The 15,722-nt window shown below is 35.4% G+C and carries 13 protein-coding genes and 1 tRNA gene; 7 read left to right on the forward strand and 7 right to left on the reverse strand.

From position 1 onward, the window contains the following. Positions 1-14: 14 nt before the first annotated feature. Complete coding sequence (locus ACS604_RS08525; RefSeq protein ID WP_474771259.1) at positions 15-905, reverse strand: FAD-binding oxidoreductase; 891 nt, start codon at positions 903-905, stop codon at positions 15-17. Between the two features lie 15 nt (positions 906-920). Further along, a complete protein-coding gene (locus ACS604_RS08530; RefSeq protein ID WP_144732651.1) occupies positions 921-1,601 on the reverse strand; it encodes a hypothetical protein in 681 nt (226 codons plus the stop codon). Positions 1,602-1,952: 351 nt separating this feature from the next. On the opposite strand from ACS604_RS08530, the gene ACS604_RS08535 reads away from it, so the two are divergent. Continuing rightward, positions 1,953-2,837 (forward strand): DMT family transporter, encoded by an 885-nt coding sequence (locus tag ACS604_RS08535; protein WP_004789951.1) that lies wholly within the window; start codon positions 1,953-1,955, stop codon positions 2,835-2,837. A 122-nt stretch (positions 2,838-2,959) separates the two neighbouring features. On the opposite strand, the gene ACS604_RS08540 is transcribed toward ACS604_RS08535, so the two are convergent. Beyond that, positions 2,960-3,577 carry a TetR/AcrR family transcriptional regulator gene (locus tag ACS604_RS08540; protein ID WP_013196638.1) on the reverse strand — a complete coding sequence of 206 codons (618 nt, stop codon included), beginning with the start codon at positions 3,575-3,577 and terminating at the stop codon, positions 2,960-2,962. Between the two features lie 132 nt (positions 3,578-3,709). Between ACS604_RS08540 and ACS604_RS08545 the strand changes: the two genes are divergently transcribed. Then, positions 3,710-4,837: an efflux RND transporter periplasmic adaptor subunit gene (locus tag ACS604_RS08545; RefSeq protein ID WP_151963800.1), complete on the forward strand. Its 1,128-nt coding sequence runs from the start codon at positions 3,710-3,712 to the stop codon at positions 4,835-4,837. Then, positions 4,834-7,878 carry an efflux RND transporter permease subunit gene (locus ACS604_RS08550; protein ID WP_474771261.1) on the forward strand — a complete coding sequence of 1,015 codons (3,045 nt, stop codon included), beginning with the start codon at positions 4,834-4,836 and terminating at the stop codon, positions 7,876-7,878. The genes ACS604_RS08545 and ACS604_RS08550 overlap by 4 nt, the downstream gene beginning before the upstream one ends. Before the next feature lie 515 nt (positions 7,879-8,393). On the opposite strand, the gene ACS604_RS08555 is transcribed toward ACS604_RS08550, so the two are convergent. The 3 genes from ACS604_RS08555 to sxtR all read right to left on the reverse strand — a co-directional run bounded on the left by ACS604_RS08555 (position 8,394) and on the right by sxtR (position 11,980). Further along, positions 8,394-9,188: a TauD/TfdA family dioxygenase gene (locus ACS604_RS08555; RefSeq protein ID WP_474771263.1), complete on the reverse strand. Its 795-nt coding sequence runs from the start codon at positions 9,186-9,188 to the stop codon at positions 8,394-8,396. 33 nt (positions 9,189-9,221) lie between these two features. Next, a complete protein-coding gene (locus tag ACS604_RS08560; RefSeq protein WP_151963797.1) occupies positions 9,222-10,184 on the reverse strand; it encodes an isocyanide synthase family protein in 963 nt (320 codons plus the stop codon). A gap of 896 nt (positions 10,185-11,080) precedes the next feature. Beyond that, positions 11,081-11,980: a multidrug efflux pump transcriptional activator SxtR gene (gene sxtR / locus ACS604_RS08565; RefSeq protein WP_474771264.1), complete on the reverse strand. Its 900-nt coding sequence runs from the start codon at positions 11,978-11,980 to the stop codon at positions 11,081-11,083. Between the two features lie 141 nt (positions 11,981-12,121). Here sxtR and sxtP point away from each other — a divergent pair, with 141 nt between their 5' ends. The 4 genes from sxtP to ACS604_RS08585 all read left to right on the forward strand — a co-directional run bounded on the left by sxtP (position 12,122) and on the right by ACS604_RS08585 (position 14,753). Next, a complete protein-coding gene (gene sxtP, locus ACS604_RS08570) occupies positions 12,122-13,366 on the forward strand; it encodes a multidrug efflux MFS transporter SxtP (protein ID WP_474771266.1) in 1,245 nt (414 codons plus the stop codon). A gap of 23 nt (positions 13,367-13,389) precedes the next feature. Beyond that, positions 13,390-13,716, forward strand: coding sequence for a gamma-glutamylcyclotransferase family protein (locus ACS604_RS08575; RefSeq protein ID WP_474771268.1), 327 nt, complete (start codon positions 13,390-13,392; stop codon positions 13,714-13,716). A gap of 111 nt (positions 13,717-13,827) precedes the next feature. Continuing rightward, positions 13,828-13,903 (forward strand) — tRNA-Thr (locus ACS604_RS08580). Positions 13,904-14,369: 466 nt separating this feature from the next. Further along, the gene (locus ACS604_RS08585; RefSeq protein WP_004789957.1) at positions 14,370-14,753 is read left to right on the forward strand and encodes a hypothetical protein; all 384 of its coding nucleotides are present in this window, start codon (positions 14,370-14,372) and stop codon (positions 14,751-14,753) included. Positions 14,754-15,296: 543 nt separating this feature from the next. Here ACS604_RS08585 and ACS604_RS08590 read toward each other — a convergent pair. Further along, complete coding sequence (locus tag ACS604_RS08590) at positions 15,297-15,719, reverse strand: GFA family protein (RefSeq protein ID WP_004789959.1); 423 nt, start codon at positions 15,717-15,719, stop codon at positions 15,297-15,299. Between the last annotated feature and the right edge of the window lie 3 nt (positions 15,720-15,722).

The following is a 15,722-nucleotide window of genomic DNA, read 5'->3' on the forward strand; positions in this document are numbered from 1 at the left end:
TGTTACAGTCTCCGTTAGGGACCAAAACTTTCTAACTCACACAGAGGCTGATTTAAAATTTTATTAATTATTGGGGTAGAACCAACACCCACTGTTAACTCGTGAGAGTCCAAATAATTTGAAAAATCAAATCCATTATTTGTCCACGTACAAAACGGGATATTTATAATATTGACCTCAGCGTCAACTTGTTCTCGAAAAACATTGAAGCAATGTTGATGATAATCACTTAAAACTGACCGATTAATCGCATAGATATTTACTTTAGAAATAGGATTTTTTCGGATGAGATCTAATCCACGAGTAAGTGCAGCTCCCATGCCGCTTCCACCGCTTACAATATTGAGCGTAGAAATATCTTTCTCGTATTCAGGTTCTATATGATTATTTAGGTTGTATTCTAATTGATCACCAATCGCTAGCTTTTCAAATAAGTTAGAAAATATTCCATTTGGTCTTAATTTTATGTGCAAAACAAAAAAATCATAATTTTTTACACCCAGTGAAACTACAGAGTAACTTCGAATTAAAGGCTCTGATGGGTGTTTGATATTCACAATTGCTTTAGAGCTAAAGAACGTCCTTTTAATTTTAAATGTGAGCTCAACAATATTTTCAGCAAGAAAACTTCTACCAACAAGTTGAGCCACACTCAAATTATTAACCAATGGTGCGATTTCGACATCGCTATGAGCATAGCTAATACAAGGTAAGAACTCTTGTCCTACGGCAACCTGATTTCCTGATTCATATACGACTCCACCTTTTAGCTTACATCGACAAACTCGGCACACACCTTTTAAACAGCCTTTCATCACGGCGCTATCAGGTACCGCATCGATGAGAGGCTGTCCAGAATCAGCAATGTAAATATGCTCTTGAGTGCGGATATTTACCATTGGCATATTCTAATTCCATTGCTATGAAAGCGTTTCAGCACGTACAGCCTGAAAATACTCACCCACCATTGGAACAAAGCTATTGATATGCTTGATTGCTAGATCAAAGTCTTCTTGTGTCTTAATTACAGAAGAAAGCATCTCTGTCATCATGCCGCTATGATCTTCAGCTTCATCAAATGCAACATGTGAAGCTGCACCCGATACAGCCTGATTCCCCATATGAACACCCGCTTTTTGGGTAATAAAATTATTAAATTTATCGCCATAATATTCGAGGAACCAGTCCCAAACGACTGCTGGTAATGCCCCAAATTTCTCTACACAAAAGTTTAAATACCCCATCAGTTTCCATGTTTCAGGAAATGCATTTTTTGAAACGATCTGATCTGAAGAATAGCCATATTTAGACAAATCCTGACCGAACATTTCATCGTGACCAAATTCATCATATAAATAATATGAAAGCTGTTTTGCGGCAGAGATATTATTGATGGCTGCAACTCGCACTGCATTTGCATCTAATTCATTATTCATATGAATGCGAATAACACACTCTAAAATATGACGTTTATAATAATTTTCATCGAACCAGTCTTCATTATGAAATTTATGCATAATCTCATCTTTTTTAAACTCGCTATGCATAGCATGATCAACCGCACTTTCTAATTTTTTCAAACTTTCCTGTGAAAAAAACACGAATTATCTCCATTATATTTAAATTATTATCTAAGCATTAAATACTTATTTAGCTAGAATTAAGACTGTTATTAATTAAACTTAAAACAATCAAATATTATGTTTAAATATATTTTTAAAAATGTCAACAAAATATTATTTTTAAGAATTTCTAATTAAAATTAAATAAAATAATTTAATTAACAATCAAACAACAAATAATTTTTAATAAATGGATTAATTCAAATTAATATCCATCACCAACAAAATTTAAATAATTTATACTTCATGGAAAAGAAGGAAATTGACAGGGCTATATTGCGAAAAATAATGTAGACTCCTTATGGCTAAATATATGGAAGTATTAGAAAAGTGAATAATCTGATTATTGGGACTCTATTTGCGCTCTGTGCTGCTGCACTCAATGCCTCTATTGGGGTGATTAGTAAACTGCTTATGCACAGTGGCTTAAGCCCACAAGACATTGCTTTTTTAAAAACAGTCATCGCGTTCTTCTTTTTAAGTGTGTTTTTATTTAAAGTTCCTGTTAGCCAAAAAATTGCTTTTATTAGCAATACTCCAAGCAAACTGAGTGTCTTTGTCCAAATTGCGATATGTGCTTTTTTAGGGATTTTTTCACTATTCTTTTTCGAAACCATTGCCTACAACCATGGTGCTGCGGCCAATGTAGTTGTGGTACTCATGGCTTCAGCCGCTATTTCAGCTTTATTTTTTGGTAGATTAGTTTTAAAAGAAAGTATTTATATTCATTCTATTGCGGGAACATTATTAGCTGTAGCGGGTATTAGTTTAATTTCATGGAAAGGTGAAAATAGTTTATTAATGCTGATCAATGCCTCTATTGCAGGCACTGGCTATGGGCTATTTTCAGTATTAATTAAAAAATTCAGATTAAATGGTGGTTTATTCCTAACGAAGTATTTATTACTTTTTGGTAGTGTTTATCTTGCTGTTCCCTTTTTAATTAATTTTCATAGCATTAGTTTTAATACCAATATTATTTTAGGCTTAATAGGCTTGGCAGTTCTGCCAACCATTCTTGGATTTTATTGCACAACCAAAGCGTTAACATATTTACCCGCAGCAAAAGTACAAGTGACCGAACTTTCCGAACCTATTTTTGCAGCACTGATGGCTTGGGTTTTCATTCATGAACAGCCGACCTTATCGTTTTTATATGGTGCAATTTTCATTATTTCAGGTATCTTTTTAATGAATAAAGCGCCTAAAGCCTAATACAAATTTAATTTTGATAATGGAACAAAATCCAAGCTCTCTTTAAAACTCAATTTATCTAATTTTAAAAATATTATTGATAAACCTTAGAGAGCTTTATTTAATTTAGACACATTTCTACTTTAAGTTGGGCAAAGAATTTTAGACACAGAAAGTAGTAATATTTCGATTTGCTGTAAGTCTAAACCTGCCCTAGCACGAATTCCAATACTATGCGCGGCAGAAGTCATTAAGAAAGCTAATGCATCAATATCCGTATCATGAGGCAATTCTAGATTTTGTTTAGCTAGACTCAATCGTTGATAAAGCTGTTCATTCATTTCTGTTAAAACTTCTTTTAATACAGCTTGGATTTCATTATCAGCCAACGCATCAGCCATGGCTGTTGATATAACTGCACATCCACTCAAATCAATATCTTCATGATATCCATCTACTTCGAGAGCTGTTCGCAAATATCTCAAAATAACATCGGCAAACGACCTATCCGTATCTTTATGTTCCAATGCTTTGCCAAATTCTGTCTGGGCATATTTTTGGAAATAATGCATCGCTTTAATATAGATTGTGCGTTTATCTCCTAAGCCAGCATAAAGACTTGGTCGGTTTAAACCTGTGGCCAAAGCCAAAGTATCAAGAGAAGTTCCTGAAAATCCACCTTTCCAAAATGCATGTAATGCACGCTCTAATACTTGCTCAGGGTCATAAGAGCGCGGTCTGCCTCGAGATTTAATTTCCATTTGCGATCTCCATAAAAAATTTATTGACTATTTTATACAAAACAGTACAAAATTCAAATATTTTGCGAACCAGTACAAAAATATTCCTCTGAAAACTTTAGTTGTTTAAAAATCCCTTTAAGGATCTACGAAATGCCTCCGATTGAGTTTAAAAATCAATTAAAATCATTAGAAACAAACATCTACATGATTTTTATAATTTTATTTCTTGTAAGTATTCTCCCCCTAGTTGGTTGTAGTAATAAAACCGAAGAGCCAGAAAAGGTTATTGCTGTTCAACTCACCACAGCTCATCCTGCCAGTGAGCTCTCTAATTTATCTTTTTCAGGAAATATTGTACCTAGAGTTGAAAGCCAACTTTCTTTTCGGGTAGCAGGTCGTATCATTAAACGTCTAGTAGATACAGGAGCTTCTATTACAAAAAATCAAGCCTTGGCCCAGTTAGACGATACTCCGTTTAGACTTAGTATTCAGGAAGCAACTGCTGAATTGCATCAAGCACAAAGCACTCTCACAAGACTACAAAGAGATCTTCAACGTAATCGTAGTCTGGTTAACATAGGCGCTATTTCACGATCCGATCTCGATAGTCTCGAAAACTTATATCAAAACACTCAAGCACAAGTAAATGCAGCACAAAGTCGCCTTGATCGGGCACAAAACGATTTAAGTTATACAACTTTACGTTCACCAGCAGTAGGAACAATTGCAGAAGTTCAAGCAGAAAGTGGACAGGTTGTTTCAGCTGGCACGCCTATATTTAAATTAGCTCAAAATGGTGAAAATGAAGTACAGATAGATGTTCCTGAAAGTCAGGTTAATGAAATCAAAATAGACCAACCGGTCAGCATCAAATTACTTAGCTTATCTGACCATACTTTTACGGGTCATGTGCGTGAAATAGCGACTGTTGCAGATCCAAATAGTCGTACTTATCGTGTTCGAATCTCTATATCAAATTTACCAGCTGCAGCTAAATTAGGTATGACAGCAACAGTCCATTTTTTAAATAAGAATGTAGATCAACAGATTATTTTACCTATTGGTGCCCTCTTCCAAAAAGGACAACAAACAGCCGTTTGGATATTACCCCATGGTGCAAAAAATCTTCAGCTTCGTCCAGTTAAACTTAGCAAAATCAATACTGAAACTATTACGGTTGCCAATGGTATTCAGGTGGGTGAACAAATTGTTACGGCTGGCGTACATCGTCTCGATAGCAAGATGGCTGTAAAAGCATGGGATGGGAGGTTACCGTGAAAGGATTTAACTTATCCAGTTGGGGACTCCAGCATCGAACATTAATTATTTTCGCGATGCTACTTTCTCTTCTTTTAGGTACTGTAGCTTATTTTAAATTAGGGCGCGCTGAAGATCCAAATTTAACGATAAAGGTCATGACAATAGATGTAAATTGGCCAGGCGCTACTACACGAGATTTAGAACAACAGGTTGTTGAAAAAATTCAGCGTACACTTCAAGAAGTACCGAATTATGATTATGTACAAAGTTATGTACGCCCAGGACAAGCAACCATCTTTTTAGTTCTGAAAGACTGGACACGTAAAAGTCAAATTGAAGAAAGTTGGTATCAAGCACGTAAACGAGTAAACGACATACGGCAAAATTTGCCTCAAGATATCCAAGGACCATTTTTTAATGATGACTTTGGAGATACCTTTGGGTCTATTTACGCATTTCATGCTGATGGATTTGATGATGTCCAAATGAAACAGGTTCTTCTTTCTACAAGAGACCATTTACTTCAGGTTCCCGATGTTTCCAAAGTCATTCTATTAGGCGTTCAAGAACCTCGCTTTTATATTGAGTTCAATTATGCCAAGTTAGCTCAATTGGGTATTTCTCCCTTAGACTTAGTTAATGAATTACAAAAACAAAATGCAGTCGAACCAGCAGGAACTTTTGAAGGTCCTCATGCCCGTATATATGCTCGTGTTGATGGAGATGTAAAAACCGTACAAGACTTAAAAAATATCGTAGTTCAAGTCGGAACACACAATATTCATTTAGGGGATGTTGCTCATATTGATAAAGGGTTTATCGATCCCCCACAAATGTCTATGAGACGAAATGGTGAACGTGTCACTGGTCTTGCTGTTTCAATGACAGAAAAAGGCGATATTCTTTCTTTGGGCAAACATCTCGATCAACGTATTAAAGAGGTACAAGAAAACTTACCTGCGGGTATTTTTATTGAAAAAGTAGTAGATCAACCTAGTCTCGTTGAGCATTCAGTTAACGAATTTCTCGGACACTTTATTCTAGCTTTAGGCATTGTTCTTGCCGTCAGTTTATTTGCTTTAGGCGTGCGGACAGGGATTGTGGTTGCTTTATCTGTTCCTCTAGTTTTGGGTATTACCTTTTTCTTTATGTGGCGCCTAGATATAAATTTACAAAGAATCTCCTTAGGTGCACTTATTATTGCCTTAGGCTTGTTAGTCGATGACGCGATTATTGCTGTTGAAATGATGCAAGTCAAAATGGAAGAAGGTCTAGACCGTTTTAAAGCTGCGAGTTTTGCATGGAGTAATACAGCTTTTCCCATGCTAACAGGTACTTTAATTACAGCGGCGGGCTTTGTTCCAGTTGGCTTTGCCTTATCTTCAACAAGTGAGTTTACCGGATCAATTTTTTGGGTGGTTGGAATTTCTTTAATTGTATCTTGGTTTGTAGCAGTACTGTTTACTCCTTTTTTAGGCACAATTTTACTTCCCAAAGTACAGCCACATCATTCTCATTCCTCGAAAAATTCATACAGAGATAAACTTTCTCAATGGTTTAGTCGTAAAATTGCATGGTGCGTCAAAAAAAGGAAATGGGTTTTACTGACCACTGTTCTCAGCTTTGTTCTCGCTTTAGTTGCATTTCAATTCGTTCCTAAACAATTCTTTCCAGATTCACCGCGTGCAGAAATTCTAATTGATGTACAGCTCGAAGAAGGTGCTAGTTACACGGCAACCTTAAACGCAACGAAACAGGTTGAAAAATTACTTTCCAGTGATCAACGGGTCCGAGATTACACAGCTTATGTAGGAAGTGGTTCTCCTCGTTTTTATCTATCTCTTGATCCAGAAACACCTAAAAATAATTATACACAGTTAATTGTTTATCCAAAAGATATTGAACAAGCGAGCCAATTAACTTCTGATCTACATAATCGTCTCATTCAGCAATTCCCTCATATTCGAACACGGGTTTATCGTTTAGAGCTAGGTCCCACTGTTGGTTACCCTGTACAGTTTAGGGTCCGTGGTAAAGATCCTGAAAAAGTTCGTGAAATTGCTGCTGAAGTTCGCGACATTATGCGTCAGCATCCAAATGTACGTGATGTCAATTTTCAATGGAACGAACGTAGTAAAGCCATCAGATTTATTATTAATCAGGAACGTGCCCGTAGTTTAGGAGTAAGCTCGCAAGATATTTCACGTACCTTACAAATGTTATTAAGTGGTTATACAGTTACTCAGATACGAGAAGGCACAGAGTTAATTGATGTCGTAGCAAGAGCGAAAGCAGATAATCGGCTTGATACAGCTCAAATGGGCCAAATTACGATTCGTGCATCAAATGGAAAAAATATTCCTCTAGATCAAGTCGCTGAACTCAGACCTGTATTAGAAGAAGGAGGAATCTGGATACGTAACCGTTTACCAACTCTCAGCGTCCGTGCTGACGTGTCTGGTGCTCAAGCACCAGATGTCTCAAAGCAAATAGAACCGATGCTAAATGATCTTCGTAAAATGTTACCCATTGGTTACAGTATTGAAACTGGAGGAACTATTGAAGAAAGTGCTAAAGCAGATGCAGCTATTCAATCTGTTATGCCGGTGATGTTACTACTTTGGGCAATATTCTTGATGCTACAACTGCAAAGCTTCAGTCGCATGTTTATGGTGGTATTAACAGCTCCACTTGGCATGATCGGAGTAAGCCTAGCCTTATTGATTACTCGTGCACCATTCGGTTTTGTGGCCACATTAGGAGTAATTGCTCTAGCTGGTATGATTATGCGTAATTCGGTTATTTTAGTTGATCAGATAGATAGAAATATTTCTACCGGTCAAACACCAGAACAAGCGATTATTCAAGCCACTGTAGGTCGTACTCGTCCTGTTCTATTGACAGCTTTAGCAGCAATTTTAGCAATGATTCCTCTTACACTTTCCACATTATGGGGCCCAATGGCAATTGCGATTATGGGTGGTTTAGCAGTAGCAACGATACTTACTTTATTCTTTGTCCCAGCACTCTATGCTGCTTGGTTTAGAGTGAAAAGCTAAATTTATTTAGCTCGATAGAACTAAAAATTTATAGCTTAAAAGCACAAATAGATTTTTCTATTTGTGCTTTTTTTAATGGTTTATAAACTTCTAAAGTGAGGAAAATGATGATGAGTCACTTGTAAATTTGAAGTAGCTCATTATTCAAATTTTATAAGAAGAAAAGATAGTGTTAGACAAGATAAGCCGCTAAGAAAATTTCTACACCTGATTGTACAGAGTTTTCAATTTCTGCAACTCCCATACGGAAATTTTTAATTTTTTTACTACACATCACTTCAGAAATGAGACAAATACATTTGGTAAAAGAGTCCCTATATACTAGGTCCTATTATAATTCCGGCTAGAATTTCACCTAGTGATTCCATTTGAGCTAAAAACCTTTGAGCAATCTAGGCAATGATTCTGCTGATAAGCAGAATCACCACCTACTCAATGGAAAATCTGTCCTAATAACTTCAGCTGAAGCACTTGATCCATTAACATTTTCCATCGATTTGTTTTCTATCAATTAGTTACAAGATATGGACACGTTTTAAATGTCGATTCACATTACCCTCAACTTTTGCACGGCCATGTAATACTGAATTATTATCAATCAACATGTAATCACCACTAACCCACTGATGTTGGTACATGTATTTAGGGTCATATAAAATCTCTGTAATTGACTGAACAATTTCTTGTGATTCTACGGGTTGATGATTTGTATTTTTAATGGAGAGCTGTACAGGATTCACTTCCTGATTATCTTCATTTTCGATTTCAATAAACCGGATAACTGAATGGCCTTTATGAGGATGGTTTTCAATGAGGTTTACATCAATTGAGCCGCCATAATGTGCTTTTTTTTCAGTCGAATAAGATAGCTTAATTTTCTTCCAGTCTTCTAATTGACTAGAAGGTATATCTTTCAAAATACGTGTGGTATCAACAAAAAGTGTTTCCCCACCTCGCCCATCTTCTGAGGATACGGTACACTGAAAAGCATTAATTCTTGGAGTTTGTTTCGCAAAAGCTCCATCCCAATGCAATTCAACCCTGCCTTTTGAGAAAATATGGTTTTTAGGATCTTGTTCCATTTTTACATTGAGTAAAGCACCAAACTCCCAATACATCAGATTGCCCAATGACTCACAAAAGTTAATATATTGTGGATCTGGTAACGCTTTAAATCCACGAAATACTAAAACTTTATATTGAGACAACAAGTTATTTAAAACCTCGGTACCGATCTCATTAATATTGTCATGAACATCCGATGCCGTTATTAATGCTCCAAATGGAGACAAATCTTTTACACTAAACATTATTCAAATCTCTAAATATAAAACCATATGTACTTACATTTCTTGTTGGTTATTACGCAAATAATGGCTAGCTTTTCCGTTTTTAAAGATTAATAAAGCATTTTCTTCTTCGGCTTTATGTCGTGGAACTAAAGTAAATCCATCATCATCTTGTATAACGACCGAATGCCAAGGAGTACGCCAATTGTCATCCGAGTCCATCAAAAATATTCCAATTTTTTCTGAAACTCGAGGTTGTGGATGAATACTAAGACGAACCGAATTTGGGAATTGCTCTTTCAATAAATTAGTCCATGCATTACTTCTTTGAATTACTCGGTAAGCATTCATACGAGCTACATTCAATATCTGGTTTTTTGACCAACCTTTGAATTCAGTAAGACCTGAAAAATCCTCAGTCAAAAAGCGACAAATCCCGCGATACATTTCAGCTGCTGGTTTTTCTTGCTTACATCGGTGTTTTAAGCTTAGTAATGACTCTCCATATTGAACCATCAACTCTTCACGTAGTGTGCTATATTCTGGTATATCTTGAAAAACATCATCTAAATCAAAGTAATCAATATTATCTGCATAAGGTTTTCCCACTCTCTCTATAAGATCATATTTATAAGAAGATATGGCCTCATCTGGGATTCGTACTAGTTCAGCAAAAACCCTCCCATCAGAACAAATAGTTAACTTTGCTCCAGGTGAATAAATATTTTTTATTTTTTCACATAATTTATTCAATGTTGCTAAAGCTAATTCCTCACCTTTATCAGGGAAAATATCTAAAGTTTTTTTCCTATTTGGTGATTTAGCTGGAAAAGCAGGTAAAATCATATGAATAGGTTGTTTATTTTTGACAAAATTCAATACTTTTTGAATATGTAAAAAAGCTTCTTCTTGAAAGTTCTCTTGCTCTGAGTCATTTGCTAATAAACGTCGCTTATGAAAAATTAATTTTACGATCTGCTCAGCTAACATTAAATCATTATTTAAAATTTGTACCACAACAAAAACCCTTATTTCCTTTATACATTCACAAACTTTTAAATTAGACTTATTTTTAAGTCTTTATTTAAATTTTCAATATTACTTTATAAATAAATTTCACTTATTTCATTCAGCTTTCTCTCCAATAATAATTTCTATAGTAGTTAATCCTATTTTTGATGATATTAACCTTTTATTTAACACAAAAAAATTTTCATAAAATTTAAATTAGTCAATCATTTTATATAAACCATTAATAAAAAATAAGATCAAAATTTCAACTCATATATTTCTAATTTTAACTATCAAAACAAATAACTATCGAACATTTAACCACCAATAAAATATATCTATTAGTTAAAATCTGATTATTTTCCTTGAGTATAAAATTTTATTTATATTAAGCTTTCTAAATCAATCACAATTTTAGCATTTGCTTTAACGTAAATCCATGTCCTAAAAATTGATTAAAACACTCAAAAAAAACATAATTATTCAGTTTAATTTAATATTAATTTTTTAATACAGGATGAAAAATAAATAGACATAAAAATAAAATTTTATTTTCATTAAATTAATTAAAATTATAAAAATTCATAGTAAACCTTTGCTTAAATTTAAATTACAAAAAACCCCTAACAATTGATTGACTACTTACAATTAAGAATAAATATAAATTACCAATTAATTTATTAATAAAACTAATATAAAAATTTTACAATTTTACCGAATATTTAATATTATTAAGTTTTTATAAATTTTGTTAAAAACAATAGAATAATAATTTTTATGGTTTATAGATAAAAACTTCGTTCACAAGCCTGTTTTTCAACCAAAATTAAATATTTTTTGTATAAATTTAGACCTATAAATAATTATATAGTGAATAAAATTTAACTTCCTTTTCATAATATTTAATTGAAATGGAGAACATCTTGCACCACACTGGCAAAATTAATTGCCATTTGTGAAGGGGCATGTTTTTTATAAGCAAGCCCTAAACCCACCGTAGGTACTGGCGCCTTCAAAGAGCGATAAGCCACGCCTTGTATTTGCAATTGTTTAGTCGACTCGGGAACCAAAGATACCCCTAAGTTTGCAGAGACTAACGATAAAATTGACACAATTTGCGGAGCATTTTGTCCAATTTTTGGTTCAAAGCCGCGCTCATGACAGGCTTGTTTAATCGCATCGAAAAGCCCTGCGCTAATTGAAGGTGGCGAGACAATAAAATCAAGTTCTCGGAGTGCCGTTAAATCAATTTCTGGTGATGAATCGTCTAGATTAAAAGACTCCGAAGGCAAAGCAGCAATGAGGGGTTCAGCCAATAACTCTTGAATAATTAAACTATCTGGAATATTGCGAGGCGAACGAATAATCGCGACATCTAAGCGGTCTTCGAGTAATAAATCGATAAGCAGCAAGGTGTTCGCTTCTTCAAGTTTTAAATTCACTTTCGGATATTGCTGCTGGAAATAACGAACGCATTTAGGAATGAGAGGGTTCAACATTGAAGTACCTGTAAAACCCAATCGTAATTGGCCTACTTCTCCATTTGCTACCTGCTTAACCAAGTTCGCTGCATCTTCTACACGTTGTTGTACAGGCTGAATCGCATTTAAAAAGGCAAGCCCAGCTTCGGTCAACTCAACTCCATGCGGAGAACGGATAAATAAATCTGCACCTAGCTCTTCCTCTAAGTCCCGTATTTGCATGCTTAAAGGCGGCTGACTCATGTTTAAACGATGCGCAGCTCTGGTAAAGTTTTTTTCTTCTGCTACTGCTAAAAAGTAGCGTATATGTCTGAGTTCCATCGCTATATATAAAACATATCATGATCTATTGTTAAATATATTAGAAAAATACCACCTAAATTGCTAATTTTAATTTATCGAATTCTCTCGATACAGCATGCCCCTCGAAGCACTGCTATTTCTTTCTGTCATGGTCATGATATGAGCTCTTCATCTACACCCAGTACCTTAAGCACTGAGGCAACTTCTCTTCTTTCCCGCGAATGGATTCACAAAGGGACTAAAGCCTACAAACATGCAGGATTTGCTTTATTCCTCGTAGGTTTTGCCAGTTTCTCTCTGATTTATTGTGTACAGCCACTTCTGCCAGCATTTAGCCAAAGCTTCCAAATTAGCCCTGCGAGCAGCTCTTTAGCTTTGTCATTAACGACTGCTTTTTTAGCCATTTCGATTGTGCTATCGAGCGCTTTTTCTCAGGCAATTGGTCGTCGTGGTGTCATCTTCAGCTCAATGCTGTGTGCAGCTATTCTTAATATTGTGGCTATGTTTACACCTAACTGGCACAGTTTGCTCATAGCACGAGCACTAGAAGGTCTATTACTTGGCGGTGTACCAGCCGTAACGATGGCTTGGATTGCCGAAGAAATCGCGCCTGAACACTTGGGTAAAACCATGGGTTTGTATATTGCAGGTACGGCTTTTGGTGGAATGATGGGCCGTGTCGGCATGGGGATTTTGATTGAATATTTTTCTTGGCGCACTGCTTTAGGCTTACTTGGTGCAATCTGTTTTATTTGCTCAATTGCTTTTTTGAATTTACTTCCTGCTTCGCGTAATTTCGTACAGAAAAAAGGTTTGAATTTAAATTTTCACATGCAAATGTGGCGTACTCACTTAAGTAATTTAAAGTTACTTCGCCTATTTGCCATTGGTTTCTTACTTACGAGTGTCTTTGTCACTCTATTTAACTACGCCACTTTCCGTTTAAGCGGAGCGCCCTATTCACTAAGTCAAACTCAAATTAGCCTTATTTTCTTGTCGTATAGCTTTGGCATGGTGTCTTCATCGTTGGCAGGAACGCTAGCCGATCGCTTCGGTAAAAAAACCATGATGATGAGCGGCTTTGCCTTAATGATTGTGGGTAGCCTCATGACATTACTCAGCTCTCTTTTCGGCATTATTATTGGTATCGCCTTTATTACCACAGGTTTCTTTATTACCCACTCACTCACCAGTAGTTCCGTTGGTGCCGAAAGTAAACAAGCCAAAGCCCACGCAAGTTCCCTGTACTTGCTGTTTTACTACATGGGTTCGAGTATTGTCGGGTCAGCAGGTGGCTGGTTCTGGTTACACGGTGGATGGAGTGCGATTGTAGGCTTAACCGTTGTACTGTCGTTAATTGGAATATTTTTAGTCGTTTATACATCACACGCGAAAGCGCATTAATTTTTAAGTTAAAGGAAAATCACATGTCGAGTTTATTTGTTTATGGCACTTTAGGCCCAGGCCGTCCTAATGCACATATACTTGAAAATATTGGCGGACAATGGGCAGAAGGTTGGGTAACCGGAACCCTGCATAATGAAGGTTGGGGAGCAGATTTAGGCTATCCGGGAATTGTACTTGGTGAAACTACCAATCAAGTTCAAGGTTTTGTTTTTAGCTCAGAACATTTAGATGCAAACTGGAAATTACTGGATGACTTTGAAGGCGAAGAATACGAAAGAGTAACTGTTCAAGTCACTTTAAATAGGGGCGAACGTGTTGATTCTTTTATTTATGTGTTGAAGTCTTAAGCTATTTCTAAAGTCCAAGCACATAAAGATTTAAAAATTGATAGAAAAAATTTAAGTGGTCATTTTTTGGCTTGTATTTTTTTTAAGAAACTGTAGAATTCATTCCACGTCGCCGACATAGCTCAGTTGGTAGAGCAACTGACTTGTAATCAGTAGGTCCACAGTTCGAATCCGTGTGTCGGCACCATCATTAAACCTCATGAATATTTGATTTATGGGGTTTTTTGTTGCCTGTAGGTTTTGAAATACTTACAGATTTATAATTATTATCAAAAAATTGAGTGCAGACCTATTGATCCACACCCCTCAAATTATTTTTCATATTTCTCTAATTCAATAACTATTTCTTTTGCTGCGGGTATAGTTTTATAGCAAAACATATTAAGAATATTTTTTCGATAAAAAGCTCTTGTCTAAAACTATGTTTTTTTAATTTGATAAATACTTATTATAAATCTAAGCTTAAAAATAATTTTCTAAAACGAATTTATTCTTTTAACAAGTGAAATAGAATGCTGCTAATTTATTAAAAAATATATAATTAAAATAAGAAATATTAAAAAGATACGATTATAATTCGCCACCAAATAAGGTCATATGAATAAGACCTATTTTATAAACTTTAATTCATTAAGATACCAATACGGAAAAATATGAAACTTCGTTTTATTTTACCTGCTTTATTTCTAACTGTGCCTTTAACAACATATGCTCAAGACACCACGTCTCAAGCTCAAATGCAAACCACTGCAAACCCACCCATTTGCTTAATTGAGGGTACTCCTTCAGCAGAGCACTATAAATCTATTAAACGTATTAAAGCCGCGAAAGGAACCTATGGTGGTTTTGAAGAAGTAAAACCTAAATTAGCGATCATTGCCCGTAAATACGGTGCAGATGTAGTAATTAATTATCATCAAAGCCAAAGATTTGGTTTCTGGCCGTGGCGTATTGTACGTCCAGTACTTACAGGAACTGCCGTGAAATGGAATACGCCAGTTGATTGCACAGCATTAGGTGGCAAACAAATTTATTAATACAAAATGAAAAAAGCCCAACATCCTGTTGGGCTTTTTTCGTATTTCGTTACTAGGTACACTTCCTGTAATACCTCACGTCCTGATGCTTAAACTTATTATTGTTGTTTTACGTTTCGGAACTTCCTGTTCCTGATGATTTCATCATAGGTAATTTATAGAGTTCTAAAAAGACGCCAATTTCCCGAATGTATGTAAGAAAAAGCGTACATAGTGCTTTTAAATTCAAAATTGATTTGCCTATATCTGAAAATAAAAAACGAAAATATGAATTTATGAAGAAGTTCAGTTCATCAATTAAATGAGAAAACGCTATAATGAACCTATTACTTTATTTCTAAAATATATTTAAAAATAACAAGGAACGAGATGTTTACTTTGCCATCAAATATTTTTCAGCCCTTAGTGATCATACTGGCATGCCTTATTTTCATTGTAAGTAAAATGCCGCAGCTAAAATATAGAAAAACTATATTATTTCTCGCTATTGGTAGCCTTACTTTAATGATTGTTTTAGGAATATTTGGCTTCTTTAATTAAGCCTTATTTCTTGCTCTTCTCTATCATTTTTTCAAAGTGTTTAAGGTTTGGGTTCAACGTATCCCAAGCGTAGGCTTGGCTCACAAACACCTCTGCTCTAGGCTGATAAAGGCTTGGGTCATCAAGCGTACCTGCACGTATTGAAATCATTTCAGGGGCAATTTCAGGTAAGCCAAAAAGCTGAGAACCACAAGTCGGGCAAAATGCTCTTTTAATAGGTCGGCCAGAAGATCCTAAAGTCTCAAAATATTTAAGTTCACCATTCACTTTCAATTCAGATTGGTGAAAAAAAGCGATGGGTGCATATGCTGAACCTGTTGCTTTCTGGCAATCTCGACAATGGCAATTAAAGCTATAACGTGGTTCTGCTTCGCTTTGATAGCTCACAGCTCCACATAAACACGATCCTTGATATTTGGCTGACATGGC

The sequence above is a fragment of the Acinetobacter sp. Li1LvA2 genome (assembly GCF_056156705.1).

Coding starts and splice junctions, on each gene's coding strand:
- ACS604_RS08525 (WP_474771259.1), bottom strand. CDS start 905: ATGCCAATGGTAAATATCCGCACTCAAGAGCATATTTACATTGCTGAT.
- ACS604_RS08540 (WP_013196638.1), bottom strand. CDS start 3,577: ATGGAAATTAAATCTCGAGGCAGACCGCGCTCTTATGACCCTGAGCAA.
- ACS604_RS08545 (WP_151963800.1), top strand. CDS start 3,710: ATGCCTCCGATTGAGTTTAAAAATCAATTAAAATCATTAGAAACAAAC.
- ACS604_RS08555 (WP_474771263.1), bottom strand. CDS start 9,188: ATGTTTAGTGTAAAAGATTTGTCTCCATTTGGAGCATTAATAACGGCA.
- sxtR (WP_474771264.1), bottom strand. CDS start 11,980: ATGGAACTCAGACATATACGCTACTTTTTAGCAGTAGCAGAAGAAAAA.
- sxtP (WP_474771266.1), top strand. CDS start 12,122: ATGAGCTCTTCATCTACACCCAGTACCTTAAGCACTGAGGCAACTTCT.
- ACS604_RS08575 (WP_474771268.1), top strand. CDS start 13,390: ATGTCGAGTTTATTTGTTTATGGCACTTTAGGCCCAGGCCGTCCTAAT.
- ACS604_RS08585 (WP_004789957.1), top strand. CDS start 14,370: ATGAAACTTCGTTTTATTTTACCTGCTTTATTTCTAACTGTGCCTTTA.
- ACS604_RS08590 (WP_004789959.1), bottom strand. CDS start 15,719: ATGTCAGCCAAATATCAAGGATCGTGTTTATGTGGAGCTGTGAGCTAT.